This window comes from Streptomyces avermitilis MA-4680 = NBRC 14893 (assembly GCF_000009765.2).
GTDB classification, from domain to species: Bacteria; Actinomycetota; Actinomycetes; order Streptomycetales; family Streptomycetaceae; genus Streptomyces; species Streptomyces avermitilis.
On the sequence record NC_003155.5, the window covers coordinates 3,172,691 to 3,188,315 of the forward strand.

12 protein-coding genes and 1 pseudogene are annotated in these 15,625 nt (G+C 70.2%); 3 read left to right on the forward strand and 10 right to left on the reverse strand.

The window, feature by feature from the left end:
* Positions 1 to 47: 47 nt before the first annotated feature.
* Positions 48 to 2,456: a type IV secretory system conjugative DNA transfer family protein gene (locus SAVERM_RS13460; protein WP_037652056.1), complete on the reverse strand. Its 2,409-nt coding sequence runs from the start codon at positions 2,454 to 2,456 to the stop codon at positions 48 to 50.
* Between the two features lie 315 nt (positions 2,457 to 2,771).
* Between SAVERM_RS13460 and gabT the strand changes: the two genes are divergently transcribed.
* Positions 2,772 to 4,106 (forward strand): 4-aminobutyrate--2-oxoglutarate transaminase, encoded by a 1,335-nt coding sequence (gene gabT / locus SAVERM_RS13465; RefSeq protein ID WP_010984019.1) that lies wholly within the window; start codon positions 2,772 to 2,774, stop codon positions 4,104 to 4,106.
* A gap of 147 nt (positions 4,107 to 4,253) precedes the next feature.
* Positions 4,254 to 5,108: a phosphatase PAP2 family protein gene (locus SAVERM_RS13470; protein ID WP_078234459.1), complete on the forward strand. Its 855-nt coding sequence runs from the start codon at positions 4,254 to 4,256 to the stop codon at positions 5,106 to 5,108.
* Here SAVERM_RS13470 and SAVERM_RS13475 read toward each other — a convergent pair.
* The 8 genes and pseudogenes from SAVERM_RS13475 to SAVERM_RS13505 form a co-directional block, all read right to left on the reverse strand.
* Positions 5,047 to 6,876, reverse strand: a complete 1,830-nt coding sequence (locus SAVERM_RS13475) for a chitinase (protein ID WP_010984021.1) — start codon at positions 6,874 to 6,876, stop codon at positions 5,047 to 5,049. The genes SAVERM_RS13470 and SAVERM_RS13475 overlap by 62 nt on opposite strands.
* A 184-nt stretch (positions 6,877 to 7,060) precedes the next feature.
* Positions 7,061 to 7,543, reverse strand: coding sequence for an FAD-binding oxidoreductase/lyase (locus SAVERM_RS45550; protein ID WP_338059019.1), 483 nt, complete (start codon positions 7,541 to 7,543; stop codon positions 7,061 to 7,063).
* A pseudogene (locus tag SAVERM_RS13480) lies at positions 7,443 to 8,480 on the reverse strand (NAD(P)/FAD-dependent oxidoreductase); the annotation flags it as partial. The gene SAVERM_RS45550 and the pseudogene SAVERM_RS13480, both read right to left, overlap by 101 nt.
* Positions 8,481 to 8,508: 28 nt before the next feature.
* Positions 8,509 to 9,309 (reverse strand): ABC transporter permease, encoded by an 801-nt coding sequence (locus tag SAVERM_RS13485; RefSeq protein ID WP_010984024.1) that lies wholly within the window; start codon positions 9,307 to 9,309, stop codon positions 8,509 to 8,511.
* Complete coding sequence (locus SAVERM_RS13490; protein WP_037652061.1) at positions 9,310 to 10,251, reverse strand: ABC transporter permease; 942 nt, start codon at positions 10,249 to 10,251, stop codon at positions 9,310 to 9,312.
* Complete coding sequence (locus SAVERM_RS13495) at positions 10,251 to 11,414, reverse strand: ABC transporter ATP-binding protein (RefSeq protein ID WP_010984026.1); 1,164 nt, start codon at positions 11,412 to 11,414, stop codon at positions 10,251 to 10,253. Before SAVERM_RS13495 ends, SAVERM_RS13490 begins: the two co-directional genes overlap by 1 nt.
* Positions 11,411 to 12,658: an ABC transporter substrate-binding protein gene (locus SAVERM_RS13500; RefSeq protein ID WP_010984027.1), complete on the reverse strand. Its 1,248-nt coding sequence runs from the start codon at positions 12,656 to 12,658 to the stop codon at positions 11,411 to 11,413. The genes SAVERM_RS13495 and SAVERM_RS13500 overlap by 4 nt, the downstream gene beginning before the upstream one ends.
* A gap of 79 nt (positions 12,659 to 12,737) precedes the next feature.
* On the reverse strand, positions 12,738 to 14,261 hold the full coding sequence (locus SAVERM_RS13505; protein ID WP_010984028.1) for a gamma-aminobutyraldehyde dehydrogenase: 1,524 nt from the start codon (positions 14,259 to 14,261) through the stop codon (positions 12,738 to 12,740).
* Between the two features lie 207 nt (positions 14,262 to 14,468).
* Between SAVERM_RS13505 and SAVERM_RS13510 the strand changes: the two genes are divergently transcribed.
* The gene (locus SAVERM_RS13510) at positions 14,469 to 15,032 is read left to right on the forward strand and encodes an NADAR family protein (protein WP_171033195.1); all 564 of its coding nucleotides are present in this window, start codon (positions 14,469 to 14,471) and stop codon (positions 15,030 to 15,032) included.
* Between the two features lie 22 nt (positions 15,033 to 15,054).
* Here the strand turns inward: SAVERM_RS13510 and SAVERM_RS44710 are convergent, their stop codons facing one another.
* The gene (locus tag SAVERM_RS44710) at positions 15,055 to 15,381 is read right to left on the reverse strand and encodes a DUF4190 domain-containing protein (protein ID WP_010984030.1); all 327 of its coding nucleotides are present in this window, start codon (positions 15,379 to 15,381) and stop codon (positions 15,055 to 15,057) included.
* Positions 15,382 to 15,625: the final 244 nt, after the last annotated feature.

Here is a 15,625-nt window from a genome sequence, read left to right on the forward strand (position 1 = left end):
TGCCTCACCGTACGGTCCGACCGTGACGTTACATCCAGACGTCCAGGTCAGCCCCGTAGATCCACGAGCAGCGGCGGCGCGTGCTCGCCCGCGACGCTGGTGAGCGACAGCACCGCGTGGCCCGGCGGCACCTCGTGCGCCAGCTCGGACGCCGACCACCGCTCCCGCTCGACCTGCCGTACGGTCACCGCGTCCGTGGTCACGGCCTTGCCGGTGACCAGCTTGCGCAGGGCGTGGATGGCCCGCGTCATCGGCTGGTCCGCGAAGACCGTGTGCTGGGCCACGTCACGGGTCTCCACCCACTCGGTGCCCCAGGCGTGGGCGAACCGGCTGCCGTCCCACGTCGTGACGCCGGAGAACGCCATACGGCAGCCGACCGCCCCGTACAGCGGCCCGTGCAGCGCCTCGGGCACGTCGCCGATCGTGCGCAGCGCGAGGACCACTCCGGCGTTCTGGGAGCGCAGGCGCTGCATGCCGCGTACGGATTCGGTGGTCGGCGTCCCGGTGGCGTCGTCGAGGACCAGACAGACGAAGTGGGCCCGCTCCCCGGCCCGCTCCCCGCCCCGCACCACGGCGGTGAACTGGGCCAGCACGAGCCGTGCGATCAGCCGGGACGCCTCCTCGTGCCCGCGCTCGGGCAGATCGACGCGCACCCGCAGCGGATGATGGACCACGGACCGCAGTGAGAACGGCCGGATCCCGCTGTCCGTACCGCCGCCGCCGAAGAACGCGGCGAAGACCGGCCGGTCGAGCAGCGCGAGCCGGTCGGCGAGAGCCGGTCCGGCGTCGGCCGCGCTCCCGGCCTGCCGGATGCGGGCGTCGAGTTCCCGGCGCATCACGGCGTGTTCGTCCCCCGCCAGCGCCTCCCGCAGGGACGACAGCGCCGCCGGCTCGCCCTCCAGAAGCTCCCGCAGCACGGGCAGCGCCGGGAACCGTCCGTGCACCGCCCGGTAGGGGCCGAGCAGTTGGGCGAGCGCGGTGGCGGCACGCCGGCCGTCGACCGTGTCGAGGTCTCCGACCAGGCCTTCGGCCAGGAAGGACGCCACCTCGTCGGGGTCGTCGGAATCCGCGTACGGGTCCAGGTCGTGGACGGAGGAGGGATCGCCGATCTTGACGACCACGTCGAACGCCGAGTCCGGGCCGAGGGGCGTGCCGGCGGCGGCGACCACGACGACGGCGCACCGTCCGGTGAGCGCTCGCAGGGTGAGCGACTCGACGAGGGGCCGGACCAGCTGGCGGGTCTTGCCGGAGCCGGACGGACCCACCGCGAGGAGTGAGGTGCCGAGGGTCTCGGCGTCGAGGGCCGCGCCGGCCCCGCGGTAGACGAGCGGCGTACGGTCCCCGGCCGACCAGCGCCCGATGCGCACCTGGCCTTCGAGCACGTCGTGGCGTGCGGTGCGGGCCGGCAGGTCCCGGGCGCCGGACGGGTGGACCCAGGCGGCGGCGCCCCGGCGCAGCACGGTGTCGCTGAAGGCGGCGAGGCGCGCGCCGTCCCGCTTCGCCGCGTTCCACGCGTGCCGGACACGGGCGCAGTCCACGTCGTTCATCCGGCCGGAGAGCACCTCTCCGGAGAGCAGGTCCGCCGCCTGGTGCTGCCCCGCGTCATGGAGTTCGGGCCACTGGGCGGGTGGCCGGGGGGCGGCCGGGGTCTCGGGCGCCCGGCCGCGGCCGCGCGCGGCCAACCGTTCCCTGGCGAACGGCCACCAGTCGCCGATCCTGGCGAAGGGCCACAGGACCAGCAGGGTGATCAGCGCGTACAGACCGTCGGTGACCAGCTGCGACTGGAACACCTCGTAGCCGCCGGTGAGCAGGGCCGTGACGGAGAAGAGGGGTGCGACGACCGGCAGTGCGTCCCAGCCGACGCCGGGGAAGGCGCGGGGGAAGACGAAGGTCAGCGTGAGCAGGGCGCCCAGGGCGGCCAGCAGGGCGCGCGCGGGCTGCGGCCGGCGGGTGACGTAGTGACGGACCACGTCGGACCAGCTTCCCAGCCGTCCCATGGCGTAGACGAGGACGGCGAAGAACACCCCGGTGTAGACCTCGATGGCCTCCTGCCCCTGCCAGGTCTTCGGCGCGGTGGTGCCGCCCCACCACCAGTCGTCCGGGGTGAAGAGCTTCAGCACGATCCACTGGTAGGGCACGCTGCCGTGGCGCCACAGGGACCAGACGATCAGCGCCACCACCAGCGGCACCGCGAGACCGACGATCGTGACCGGGGAGAGCCGCTGCGCTCCCTTCGCCGGCCGTGGCACCCGGTAGCCGTACCGCCAGATCCCGGGTGCGGCGGCCGGGCGGGGTTCGTCGAGCCAGTCGGCGACGGTGGCCGGGCGGGCCGGGGCCTGCTCGGGCACGGGGGGCGCGCCGCGCGGCATGGGCGGCACGGGTGGTGGGGGTGCGGCGGGTCGTGGCACAGGAGTCGCATGCGTACCCCGTGCGTCCTGCGTCCCGTCGCTGTCCATCGCCCTTGCCCCCTGACCAGCCGCTCCGTGCACCCTCAGCGAGTCAATCTAACGCCCCCGCAGGGGGAGTTCACCGTTTACGCGGCCGGGGCGCCCGGGGATGCGCACCGCCGCGCCCCGGGGTTCTATGTCCACGACGGACAAGCACACACGCCGAAAACGCCCACATGGAGCATGCCCGCTCCCCGTCCCCGGCCCTAGCCTGCGAAGAAAGAAGGCAAGCGTCCGAAAACACCCCGCCGGGAACGTCCCGGCCAGCCGGAAATCCCCGGTGGCCGCACACCCCCGGTTCGCAAGATCATCAGGGAGCCCCTCATGAGCGCACTTCCGCAGGAGCGCCGCGTCGTCACCGCCATCCCCGGCCCGAAGTCGCAGGAGCTGCAGGCCCGCCGTACCGCCGTGGTCGCGGCCGGTGTGGGTTCGGTGCTGCCGGTCTTCACCACGCGCGCCGGCGGCGGCATCATCGAGGACGTCGACGGCAACCGCCTGATCGACTTCGGCTCCGGCATCGCGGTGACGTCCGTGGGCGCCTCCGCCGAGGCCGTCGTACGCCGCGCCTCCGCCCAGCTCCAGGACTTCACGCACACCTGTTTCATGGTCACGCCGTACGAGGGCTACGTCGCCGTCGCCGAGGCGCTGGCCGAGCTCACGCCGGGTGACCACGCCAAGAAGTCGGCCCTGTTCAACTCGGGCGCCGAGGCCGTCGAGAACGCCGTCAAGATCGCCCGCGCGTACACCAAGCGCCAGGCGGTCGTCGTGTTCGACCACGGCTACCACGGCCGTACGAACCTCACGATGGCGCTGACCGCGAAGAACATGCCGTACAAGAACGGCTTCGGACCGTTCGCGCCCGAGGTCTACCGGGTGCCGGTGGCGTACGGCTACCGCTGGCTGACCGGCCCGGAGAACGCCGGTGCCGAGGCCTCCGCCCAGGCGATCGACATGATCAACAAGCAGATCGGCGCCGACAACGTCGCCGCGATCATCATCGAGCCGGTGCTCGGCGAGGGCGGCTTCATCGAGCCCGCGAAGGGCTTCCTCCCCGCCATCAGCAAGTTCGCCAAGGACAACGGCATCGTCTTCGTCGCCGACGAGATCCAGTCCGGCTTCTGCCGCACCGGCCAGTGGTTCGCGTGCGAGGACGAGGGCATCGTCCCGGACCTGATCACGACCGCCAAGGGCATCGCGGGCGGTCTGCCGCTCGCCGCCGTCACCGGCCGCGCCGAGATCATGGACGCCGCGCACGCGGGCGGCCTGGGCGGCACCTACGGCGGCAACCCGGTCGCCTGCGCGGGTGCGCTCGGCGCGATCGAGACGATGAAGGAGCTCGACCTCAACGCCAAGGCGAAGAACATCGAGGCCGTCATGAAGGCCCGCCTGGGTGCCATGGCCGAGAAGTTCGACATCATCGGCGACGTCCGCGGCCGTGGCGGGATGATCGCGATCGAGCTGGTCAAGGACCGCGACACCAAGGAGCCGAACCCGGAGGCGGCCGGCGCGCTCGCCAAGGCGTGCCACCAGGAGGGCCTGCTGGTCCTGACCTGTGGCACCTACGGCAACGTGCTGCGCTTCCTGCCTCCGCTGGTCATCGGCGAGGACCTGCTGAACGAGGGCCTCGACATCATTGAGCAGGCGTTCTCCCGTATCTGACGCCCCACACGTCCCGTATCCGGGGTCCGGGCCGGATTCCGGTGCGGGACGGCAGGGGGCGGAGCGCGTGAAGAACGTGTGCAAGGTGGATGGCGGGACGCGATTCCGGCTGTCGCAGCGGATTTCCCTGCCGTAGGTTCTACCCAGATGAGAGATACACCCCGCCCACAGGGGACTGTGGACGGCTTCGGGCCGAGGCCTCCCCAGCTTCGACCTGGTCGTGCCCTCGCGCACACACCCGGAGCTTCCGGCTCCGGTTCTCCTCACCGATCGGATGGCCGCACGCCCCAAACCCCCCGGGGCGGGCGGCACACCGATCTGGACGGCCGCCCCGGAACCACCCCCCCTGTTCCGGGGCGGCCGACCTTCCTCCTCGGCCTTTCGGCCCTTCTCCTCGCGCTGATCACCTGGCAGGTCGCGGCCCACGGCCCCCTGGCCCGCGCGGACGAACGCCTCAGCGGCACGCTGGTCCGTCCGGGCCGCTTCTCCGAACTCCTCGCCGATCTGGGCAACGCCACGGTCGCGGTACCGGTGCTGGCCGTCGTCCTGGTGTACGTGGCCGTACGCGACCGCCGGGCCGGTGCGGATCGCTGGTGGCTCCCGTCCACGGCCGCGGCGCTCCTGGTGGCGGCCCTCCCGGCCCTGATCGTCCCGCTCAAGGAACTGATCGCCCGCCCGGGACCCCCGGTCATGGGCCCGGGCACGGGCTTCTATCCCTCGGGCCACACCGCCACGGCCACGATCGCCTACGGCACGGCGGCCCTGCTCCTGCTGCCCCGGCTGCACGCCACCTGGGCCCGCCGCACCGTGCTCGCCGCCTCCGTCACCCTGAACCTCGCGGTCGCCGTCGGCCTGATCCGCCGTGGCTATCACTGGCCGCTGGACGTCGTGGCGAGCTGGTGCCTGGGCGCGCTGCTGCTGACGGCGCTCGCGATGTTCCTCAGCCGAAGTACTGGTCGAAGTTCCGCTGGAACTCCCAGCTCCCGAACCGGTCCCAGTTGATCGACCACGTCATCAGGCCGCGGAGCGCGGGCCACGTGCCGTGGGTCGCGTACGAGCCGCAGTCGGTCTTCCTCGTGAGGCAGTTCAGGGTCTTGTTCACCTCCGTGGGGGACACATGGCCGTTGCCCGCGTTCGTCGAGGCCGGCATGCCGATCGTGATCTGGTCGGGGCGCAGCGGCGGGAAGACGTTGTTGGCGTCGCCCGCCACCGGGAAGCCCGTCAGCAGCATGTCGGTCATGGCGATGTGGAAGTCGGCGCCGCCCATCGAGTGGTACTGGTCGTCGAGCCCCATGACCGGACCCGAGTTGTAGTCCTGGACGTGCAGCAGGGTGAGGTCGTCGCGCAGGGCGTGGATCACCGGGAGGTACGCGCCCGCCCTCGGGTCCTGGCCGCCCCACTTGCCCGTGCCGTAGTACTGGTGGCCGAGCTGGACGAAGAAGGTCTCCGGCGCCATGGTCAGGACGAACGTCGAGCCGTACCTCGCCTTCAGGGTCCTCAGCGCCGAGATCAGGTTGACGATCACGGGTGTGGTCGGGCTCTTGAAGTTCGTGTCGCTCGCGTCCAGCGCCAGCGAGTGCCCCTCGAAGTCGATGTCCAGGCCGTCCAGGCCGTACTCGTCGATGATCTTCGAGACGGAGGAGACGAAGGTGTCGCGCGCCGCCGTCGTGGCCAGCTGGACCTGGCCGTTCTGGCCGCCGATCGATATCAGGACCTTCTTGCCGGCCGCCCGCTTCGCCTTGATCGCCGCCTTGAAGTCGGCGTCGTTCTCGACGTTCGGGCACTCGGTGACCGGGCAGCGCGTGAAGCGGATGTCGCCCGAGGTGGTGGAGGTCGGTTCGCCGAAGGCCAGGTCGATGACGTCCCAGCTGTCGGGCACGTCCGCCATGCGCGTGTAGCCGGAGCCGTTGGCGAAGCTCGCGTGGAGGTAGCCGACCAGGGCGTGGGCGGGCAGGTCCGTCGAGCCGCCGCCCGAGCCCGCCGACGTCGTGGCCGGCACCGTCGCCGACTTCGCCGACTCGCCCGCGTCGTTCACGGCCGCGACCTGGAAGCCGTACGCCGTGGCCGGTGACAGACCGGTCACCGTGGCCGAAGTGCCGGTCACGGACCGGGCCTTCACCCCGTCGCGGTAGATCGCGTACCCCGTGGCTCCGGGGACCGCCGACCAGGACAGGGCGACACTCGTGGACGTCACCGTGCCCGCCTTCAGGCCCGTCGGCGCCGCCGGTGGCTGACCCGCGTCCACGCCCGGACCGACCAGGGAGATGTCGTCGGCGTAGTAGGCGCCGGTGCCGTACCAGCCGTGGGTGTAGACCGTGACCTCGGTGGTGGACGGGCCGGTGCGGAACGTGGTGGTGAGCTGCTGCCAGTCGGGGGCGGACTGGGTCCAGGTGGAGACGTCGGTGGTGCCGGTGCCGCTCGCGCCGAGGTAGACGTAGCTGCCCCGGACGTATCCGGACAGGGTGTACTGCGCGTCCGGTTTCACGGTCACCGTCTGCGCGCACTGGGCGTGATCGCTGCCGGCCGGGGTCGCCTGGAGCGCGGAACCTCCGCTCCGTACGGGCGAGTTGACGGTCTTTCCGCTGTCGGCCGCACATGTCCAGGCGTTCAGGCCGGACTCGAACCCGCCGTTGCGTGCGAGGTCCGCGTCGGCCGCGCGGGCGGCCGACGAGAGCGCGGTCATTGCGGGTACGGCCAGGACGGCGGCCGCGCCCACGGCGAGAAGTCTGTGCCGCCGTGGGCGCGGCACGGTGCGTCGGGTGCGGTCCACAAGTGCCTCCGGGCAGGGGGGAAGAGGAGGGTGGAGCGCGCCCAACTTGGTCCAGACCAATTCGGTTGTCAAGACCTCCGGCGGTTACCTGCCGTCAGGGACCGGTGCGAACCGGGGCACAGCGGTGGCGCGGGGCGTACGCCGTTCGAGCGGAACGCGACCCGCCCGCGCGCCACCGCGAGCGTCAGCTGTCGAAGCCCAGACCCAGCCTGTCCATGGCCTTCAGCCAGAGGTTCCGCCGGCCGCCGTGCGCGTCCGCGCGTGCCAGCGACCACTTGGTGAGCGCGATGCCCGTCCAGGCGAACGGCTCCGGCGGGAAGGGCAGCGGCTTCCTGCGGACCATCTCCAGCTCGGTGCGCTCCGTGCGCTCCCCCGCCAGCAGGTCCAGCATCACGTCCGCGCCGAACCGGGTCGCCCCGACGCCGAGGCCCGTGTAGCCCGCCGCGTACGCGACCTTTCCCTGGTGCGCGGTGCCGAAGAACGCCGAGAAGCGCGAGCAGGTGTCGATCGCGCCGCCCCACGCGTGCGTGAAGCGGACGCCCTCCAGCTGCGGGAAGCAGGTGAAGAAGTGCCCGGCGAGCTTGGCGTACGTCTCGGGGCGGTCGTCGTACTCGGCCCGTACCCGGCCGCCGTAGGGGTAGATCGCGTCGTAACCGCCCCACAGGATCCGGTTGTCGGCGGAGAGCCGGAAGTAGTGGAACTGGTTGGCGCTGTCCCCGAGTCCCCTGGCGGTTCTTCCAGCCGACGGCGGCCAGCTGGTCGTCCGTCAGCGGTTCGGTCATCAGCGCGTAGTCGTAGACCGGCACGGTGTACGCGCGCACCCGCTTGATCAGATTCGGGAAGATGTTGGTGCCGAGCGCGACCCGGCGGGCGCGGATCGAGCCGTAGGGGGTGCGTACGGCCATGCCGGCGCCGTACGCCTCGAGGTTCAGGGCGGGTGTGTGCTCGTACACGCGCACACCGAGTCCGAGACAGGCGCGCTTGAGGCCCCAGGCGAGCTTGGCCGGGTGGAGCATCGCGACGCCCCCGCGGTCGTGCAGCCCGGCCAGGAAGGTCGGCGAGTCGACCTGTTCCCGCACCGCCCCGGCGTCCAGGAGATCGATGCCGTCCGCGAGGCCCTTCCGCCGCAGCTTCTCGTACCACGCGCGGAGTTCCTCGGCCTGGTGCGGCTCGGTGGCGACGTCGATCTCGCCGGTGCGCTCGAAGTCGCAGTCGAGGGAGTAGCGGGCGACGGCCGCCTCGATCTCGTCGAGGTTGCGGGCGCCCAGCTCCTCCAGCTTCCCGATCTCGTCCGGCCAGCGGGCGAGGCCGTTGGCCAGACCGTGGGTGAGGGAGGCGGCGCAGAAGCCGCCGTTGCGGCCGGAGGCGGCCCAGCCCACCTCGCGGCCTTCCAGCAGGACCACGTCGCGGCCCGGGTCACGCTCCTTGGCGAGCAGCGCGGTCCACAGTCCGCTGTAGCCGCCGCCGACGACGAGCAGGTCGCAGGTCTCGGCGCCGGTGAGGGCGGGCTCGGGGCGGGGCCTGCCGGGGTCGTCCAGCCAGTACGGAACCGGCTGCGCTTCGGAAAGAGATGTGGTCCAACGACTCATGGCGCTTGGGGCCATGATTTCAACTCCCTACAGGTGAATCGCTTTACGCCTTCTGCCGGTTACGGCGATTGCCGACGACCATTCCGGCCAGAACGAACAGCACGGCGACAAGGAACATGGCCGTACCGATGACATTGATCTGAACGGGTGTGCCGCGCTGTGCCGATCCCCAGACGAACATGGGGAAGGTGACGGTCGAGCCCGCGTTGAAATTGGTGATGATGAAATCGTCGAAGGAGAGCGCGAAGGCGAGCAGCGCGCCCGCGGCGATTCCGGGGGCCGCGATGGGCAGGGTGACCCTGAGGAAGGTCTGCACCGGGCCGGCGTACAGGTCCTGTGCCGCCTGCTCCAGGCGCGGGTCCATCGACATGACGCGCGCCTTGACGGCTGTCACGACGAAGCTGAGGCAGAACATGATGTGGGCGATCAGGATCGTCCAGAACCCCAGCTGAGCGCCCATGTTGAGGAAGAGCGTCAGCAGCGAGGCGGCCATGACGACCTCGGGCATCGCCATCGGCAGGAAGATCAGCGAGTTCACGGCGCCGCGCGCGCGGAAGCGGTAGCGGACCAGGGCGAAGGCGATCATCGTGCCGAGGGCGGTGGCCCCGACGGTCGCCCAGAACGCGATCTGGAGGCTGAGCGAGAGTGAGCCGCACATGTCGGCGACACCACAGGGATCGCGCCAGGCTTCCGTGGAGAACTGCTGCCATTCGTAGTTGAAGCGCCCCTTCGGTTTGTTGAAGGAGAACACCGTGACGACGACGTTCGGCAGCAGCAGATAGCCGAGCGTGAACAGTCCCGCGATGACGACGAGATGATGCTTGAGCCAGCGCACGAAGGGCATTTAGACCAGATCCTCCGTCCCGGACTTGCGGATGTAGAGCGTGACCATGATGAGGATCGCGGCCATGAGGATGAACGAGAGTGCCGCGGCCGTCGGATAGTCGAGAATCCGCAGGAACTGCGTCTGGATGACGTTGCCGACCATGCGGGTGTCCGTGGAGCCGAGGAGATCGGCGTTCACGTAGTCGCCGCTGGCCGGGATGAAGGTCAGCAGCGTTCCGGAGACGACGCCCGGCATCGACAGCGGGAAGGTGACCTTCCGGAAGGTGGTGAACGGCTTCGCGTACAGATCGCCCGCCGCCTCGTGGAGGCGTCCGTCGATGCGCTCCAGCGAGGTGTAGAGCGGGAGGATCATGAACGGCAGGAAGTTGTACGTCAGACCGCAGACCACCGCGAGCGGGGTGGCCAGGACGCGGTCGCCCGCGGTCATGCCGAGCCAGTTGGTGACGTCCAGGACGTGCAGCGAGTTGAGGGTGCCGACGACCGGGCCGCCGTCCGCGAGGATCGTCTTCCAGGCGAGCGTACGGATCAGGAAGCTGGTGAAGAACGGCGCGATGACCAGGATCAGCACGACGTTGCGCCAGCGGCCGGCGCGGAAGGCGATCAGATACGCGAGCGGGTAGCCGAGCAGCAGACACAGGAGCGTGGCGGCGCCCGCGTAGAGCACGGACCGCAGGAACTGCGGCCAGTAGTCGGACAGGGCGTTCCAGTAGGTCTGGAAGTGCCAGGTGACCTTGAAGCCCTCCTCCAGGGAACCCGTCTGCACGGAGGTGGAGGCCTGGTAGATCATCGGCAGCGCGAAGAAGACCACCAGCCACAGGAGGCCGGGCAGCAGCAGCCAGTACGGGACGAGGCGGCCGCGTTTGCGCGCCTTGGGCGACCTGGGCGGCTTCTCGGCGGCGGGCGGGGCGAGCGGCGGCGGGGCGTCGGCGAGGCTCGTCATCACGCGGCCTCTTCCTCGACCGTCTCCACGCCCGCGTCGATGTCCTGCGCGGCGTCCAGACCGAAGGTGTGAGCCGGGTTCCAGTGCAGGACGACGTCGGCGCCGGGGGTGAGCCGGGAGTCGCGGTCGATGTTCTGGGCGTAGACCTCGAACTCGGGGCAGACCGCGCTGTCGATGACGTACTGGGTGGAGACTCCGATGAAGCTGGAGTCGGCGATCTTCCCGGTGATCCGGTTGCGGCCCGCCGGGATCTCGCCCGCGTCGTCGGCGTGCGTGAGGGAGATCTTCTCGGGGCGGACGCCCACAAGGACCTTGCCGCCGGTCGTCGTGGCCGCCGAACATCGCGCCGTGGGCAGCGTGAGCTTGCCACCGCCCGCCCTGAGGACGATCTCGTCGCCGCCCTTGGAGTCGACCTCCGCCTCGATGAGGTTGGAGGTGCCGAGGAAGTTGGCGACGAACGTGGTGTTCGGGTTCTCGTAGAGGTCGGCGGGCGAGCCGAGCTGTTCGACGCGGCCCGCGTTCATCACGGCGACCGTGTCGGCCATGGTCATGGCCTCCTCCTGGTCGTGGGTGACGTGCACGAAGGTGATGCCGACCTCGGTCTGGATGCGCTTGAGCTCCAGCTGCATCTGACGGCGCAGTTTGAGGTCGAGGGCGCCGAGGGGCTCGTCGAGGAGCAGCACCTTGGGGTGGTTGATCAGCGCGCGGGCGACGGCGACGCGCTGCTGCTGGCCGCCGGAGAGCTGGTGCGGTTTCTTGCGCGCCTGCTCGCCGAGCTGGACGAGGTCCAGCATGTCCTCGACCTGCTTCTTCACCGACTTGATGCCGCGCCGGCGCAGGCCGAAGGCCACGTTCTCGAAGATGTCGAGGTGCGGGAAGAGGGCGTACGACTGGAAGACCGTGTTCACCGGTCGCTTGTAGGGCGGCAGGTGGGTGACCTCCTGGTCGCCGAGGAACACGGTGCCGGAGGAAGGTTCCTCCAGTCCCGCGATCATGCGCAGCGTGGTGGTCTTGCCGCAGCCGGAAGCGCCGAGCAGGGCGAAGAACGAGCCCTGCGGCACGGTCAGGTCGAGCGGTTGCACGGCGGTGAAGGAGCCGTAGGTCTTGCTGATTCCGGAGAGGCGGACGTCGCCGCTGTTGTCCGTGTTGTTCATCGTCGTCACGCCCCTGTGAGCTTCGCGAACTTCTGCTGATAGGCCGTCTCTTCCTTCGAGCTCAGTGAGCGGAAGGCATGGGACTTGGCCTGCATGGCCTTGTCGGGAACGATCAGCGGGTTGTCCGCCGCCGACTTGTCGATCTTGGCAAGATAGGGCTGCACTCCCGCGACCGGGCTCACGTAGTTGATGTAGGCGGCGAGTTCGGCGGCCGGCTCCAGCTCGTAGTAGTAGTCGATGAGCCGCTCCGCGTTCGTCTTGTGACGCGCCTTGTTGGGGATCAGCATGTTGTCGGTCGACGTCATGTATCCGCTGTCGGGGATCACGTAGCCGACGTCGGGGTTGTCCGCCTGGAGCTGGACGATGTCGCCCGCCCAGGCGATGCAGGCGGCGAAGTCGCCCTTGCTGAGGTCGGACGTGTAGTCGTTGCCGGTGAAGCGGCGGATCTGCCCCTTGTCGACGGCCTTCTGGAGACGGGCGATCACCGCGTCGTAGTCGTCGTCCGTGAACTTCGCCGGGTCCTTGCCCATGTCGAGCATGGTCATGCCGACGCTGTCGCGCATCTCGGTCAGGAAGCCGACGCGGCCCTTGAGCTTGGGGTTGTCGAGCAGGTCGGAGACCGACTTCACCTCGACACCGTCGAGCGCCTTCTTGTTGTACGCGATGACGGTCGAGATGCCCTGCCACGGGTACGAGTAGGCGCGTCCGGGATCCCAGTCGGGGGCGCGGAACTGGTCCGACAGGTTGGCGAAGGCGTGCGGCAGGTGGGACGGGTCCAGTTTCTGGACGTAGCCGAGCCGGATCATGCGGGCGGCCAGCCAGTCGGTGAGCACGATGAGGTCCCGGCCGGTGGACTGACCCGCGGCGAGCTGCGGCTGGATCTTGCCGAAGAACTCGTCGTTGTCGTTGATGTCCTCGGTGTACTTGACCTGGATCCCGGTCCGCTTGGCGAAGGCGTCGAGCGTGGGGTGCCGCTTGCCGCTGTCGTCCACGTCGATGTATTCGGGCCAGTTGGAGAAGTTGATCGTCTTCTCCTCGGCCGAATGATCCTCGGCGGAGACGCCGCCCTCGGTCCTGCCCGCCGCGGGGATCCCGCAGGCGCTCAGCGCCCCGAGACCGCCGACCGCGAGCGCGCCGCCGGCGGAGGCGCGCAGCAGCGAACGGCGGGTGAGGGAGGCCCTGCCGTTCCTGAAACTGCGCCGCACCGCGGCCAGTTGGGCCGGGGACAGGCGGTCGGGCTCGTACTGCTCCATGTGCGTGATGCCTTTCCGGTGGAGTGGTTCGGCCTTGGTCGACGGCCGGTGGTGCCACCCGGCGGTAGCCGGAAAACGATTACGGCCGGTCCCCGAAGATCGTGCGGTGCCAGTCCTTTCGGACAATTGCTGTGTTATCGAACATAACGTGCTTGATCTGGGTGTACTCCTCGAACGAGTACGCGGACATGTCCTTGCCGAAGCCGGACGCCTTGTATCCGCCGTGCGGCATCTCGCTGATGATCGGAATGTGGTCGTTGACCCACACGCAGCCCGCCTTGATCTCGCGGGTGGCGCGGTTCGCGCGGTACACGTCCCGGCTCCAGGCGGAGGCCGCAAGCCCGTACGGAGTGTCGTTGGCGAGCCGGATGCCCTCGTCGTCGCTGTCGAAGGGGAGGACCACCAGGACGGGCCCGAAGATCTCGGACTGCACGATCTCGCTGTCCTGGGCGGCGTCGGCGATGAGCGTGGGGCGGTAGTAGGCGCCGTCCTTGAGCTCCTCGGGGATCTCACCGCCCGTCACCACGCGCGCGTAGGCACGGGCCCGGTCGACGAATCCGGCGACGCGGTCACGCTGGGCGTGCGAGACGAGCGGGCCGAGGTCGGTGCCGTGCGCGAACGGGTCGCCGAGACGGACGGTCTCCATCAGGGCGGCGGTGCGCGCGACGAACTCCTCGTAGAGGGGCCTTTGCACATACGCGCGCGTGGCGGCCGTGCAGTCCTGGCCGGTGTTGATCAGCGAGCCCGCGACCGCGCCGTGCACGGCGGCGTCCAGGTCGGCGTCGTCGAACACCACGAAGGGCGCCTTGCCGCCCAGCTCCAGGTGGAGCCGCTTGACGGTGGAGGTGGCGATCTCGGCGACGCGCCTGCCGACGGCGGTGGAGCCGGTGAAGGAGGTCATGGCGACGTCGGGGTGCGCGACGAGGTGTTCCCCGGCGTCCCTGCCCGCGCCCGTGACGATGTTGACGACGCCGTCGGGGATGCCCGCCCGGGTGGCCGCCTCGGCGAAGAGCAGGGAGGTGAGCGGGGTGATCTCGGCAGGCTTGAGGACGATCGTGTTGCCCGCCGCGATCGCCGGGAGGACCTTCCAGGCGGCCATCTGGAGCGGGTAGTTCCAGGGCGCGATGGAACCGACCACGCCGATCGGCTCACGGCGTATGTACGAGGTGTGGTCGCCGGAGTACTCGCCTGCGGACTGGCCCTGCAGATGCCGGGCGGCCCCCGCGAAGAAGGAGGTGTTGTCGATGGTGCCCGGGACGTCGAACTCGCGCGTCAGCTTGAGGGGCTTTCCGCACTGGAGGGACTCGGCGCGGGCGAACTCCTCGGCGCGGTCGGCGAGGACCGCGGCGAAGCGGTGCAGGGCGTCGGAGCGATCGCCGGGCGTGGTGGCGGCCCAGCCGGGGAACGCGGCGCGGGCGGCGGCGACGGCCGCGTCCACGTCGGCGGTGCCCGCCAGCTCGTACCGGTAGACCTCCTCGCCGGTGGCGGGGTCCACGACCGCGTGACGGCGCCCCGAGGTTCCCTTGGCGAACCTGCCCGCGATGTACTGCGCGCCGTCCGCGAAGCGGTCCTGCGCCTGGAAGCGATGGCCCGGATTGTGCATGTCGCTCTCCTCCGCCGTTCACCCCGCAGGGCGGGGGTCGGCGTAGCTCCAGCTTGATTTGACTGCCGATCCTGACAGAGCAATAGGACTCCAACAAGTGATTCCGTTGTTGCCTTTTGGTTACGCGACGGAATCTGTCGACCAGGTGTCGAGTCCTCACGGAAAAGGCAGGACGGAGTGTCAGTGGTGCGTGCCAGACTCGCGTGCATGGGGAAGATCGATTCTTGGGAAGCCCTGGTCAGGGAGGTCCACGCGGGGGCGAGGATCAAGTACCTGCACTTCTGGGGACACCGGCCGCGACCGGACGGACGGGTGGGGGCGAGCTGCCTGAGCCAGTGGTGGCCGTCTCCGTTCACCGTGGACGGCGTGGAGTACACGACGGCGGAGCACTGGATGATGGCGGCGAAGGCTCGGCTCTTCGGGGACGAGGAGGCTCAGCGGCGCGCGATCGAGGCGCCCACTCCCGCGCACGCCAAGAAGGCGGGGCGGCTGGTGCGCGGCTTCGACGAGGCCATATGGGCGCGCGAGCGGTACGGGATCGTGGTCGAGGGCAGCATCCACAAGTTCGCCGCGCACATGGATCTGCAGGCGTTCCTGCTGGGCACGTCCGGGCGGGTGCTGGTCGAGGCGAGCCCCCTGGACCGCGTGTGGGGCATCGGCCTCGCGGCGGACGACGAGCGGGCAGGCGACCCGGATCGGTGGCGGGGCCCGAATCTGCTGGGGTTCGCGCTGATGGAGGCACGGGAACGACTGGCGGCCGGCGACCGCTAGGGCGTGTCCGGTGGCTCGGGACCTAGCGGTCCGCGTGCACGACCAGGGACGTGGAGTAGCTGTCGTCGGTGGTGCTCCACGGGTCGCTGCTGCTCTCCGCGGCGGCGAAGATGATCACCATGAAGGCGACACCGAGCACGATGCCGACCGCTCCGCAGATGATCCCGGCGAGGGCTTGGCCGGCATTCGTCGCCTCTCCCCGGCGCGCTCTGCGGCGGCCGATCACACCGAAGACGACGCTGAGCACGCCCATGACGATGGCGAGCGGCCAGAGACAGAACACGACGGTCGAGATGATGCCGAGCACCAGCGCGGCGGTGCCCATGCCGTTGCTCGGCGGGAGGGGCATCCCCGGCCAGCCGTAGCCGGGTGCGCCCGCGTGGGGTCCGTACGGGGATCCGTGGGCGGGGCCCGCGGGGTAGCCGGGGGCGGGGTGACCGGATCCCGGGTAGCCGGGCCCGGGGTACTGGGGGTAGCCGGGAGCGGGGTACTGGGGGTAGCCGTACGGGACCTGTCCGGGCCCGTCGGGACCGATGGGCGGCGGGGGGACGGGCTCACCAGGGGCCGGCTGGGCGAAGGAGGCGGGGGAAGCA

Bases quoted from the DNA above. Each gene is read 5' to 3' on its own strand.
- SAVERM_RS13505 (WP_010984028.1), bottom strand. From the start codon at position 14,261: ATGCACAATCCGGGCCATCGCTTCCAGGCGCAGGACCGCTTCGCGGAC.
- SAVERM_RS13460 (WP_037652056.1), bottom strand. From the start codon at position 2,456: ATGGACAGCGACGGGACGCAGGACGCACGGGGTACGCATGCGACTCCT.
- SAVERM_RS13510 (WP_171033195.1), top strand. From the start codon at position 14,469: ATGGGGAAGATCGATTCTTGGGAAGCCCTGGTCAGGGAGGTCCACGCG.
- SAVERM_RS13490 (WP_037652061.1), bottom strand. From the start codon at position 10,251: ATGACGAGCCTCGCCGACGCCCCGCCGCCGCTCGCCCCGCCCGCCGCC.
- SAVERM_RS13485 (WP_010984024.1), bottom strand. From the start codon at position 9,309: ATGCCCTTCGTGCGCTGGCTCAAGCATCATCTCGTCGTCATCGCGGGA.
- SAVERM_RS13470 (WP_078234459.1), top strand. From the start codon at position 4,254: ATGAGAGATACACCCCGCCCACAGGGGACTGTGGACGGCTTCGGGCCG.
- SAVERM_RS44710 (WP_010984030.1), bottom strand. From the start codon at position 15,381: ATGCCCCTCCCGCCGAGCAACGGCATGGGCACCGCCGCGCTGGTGCTC.
- gabT (WP_010984019.1), top strand. From the start codon at position 2,772: ATGAGCGCACTTCCGCAGGAGCGCCGCGTCGTCACCGCCATCCCCGGC.
- SAVERM_RS13500 (WP_010984027.1), bottom strand. From the start codon at position 12,658: ATGGAGCAGTACGAGCCCGACCGCCTGTCCCCGGCCCAACTGGCCGCG.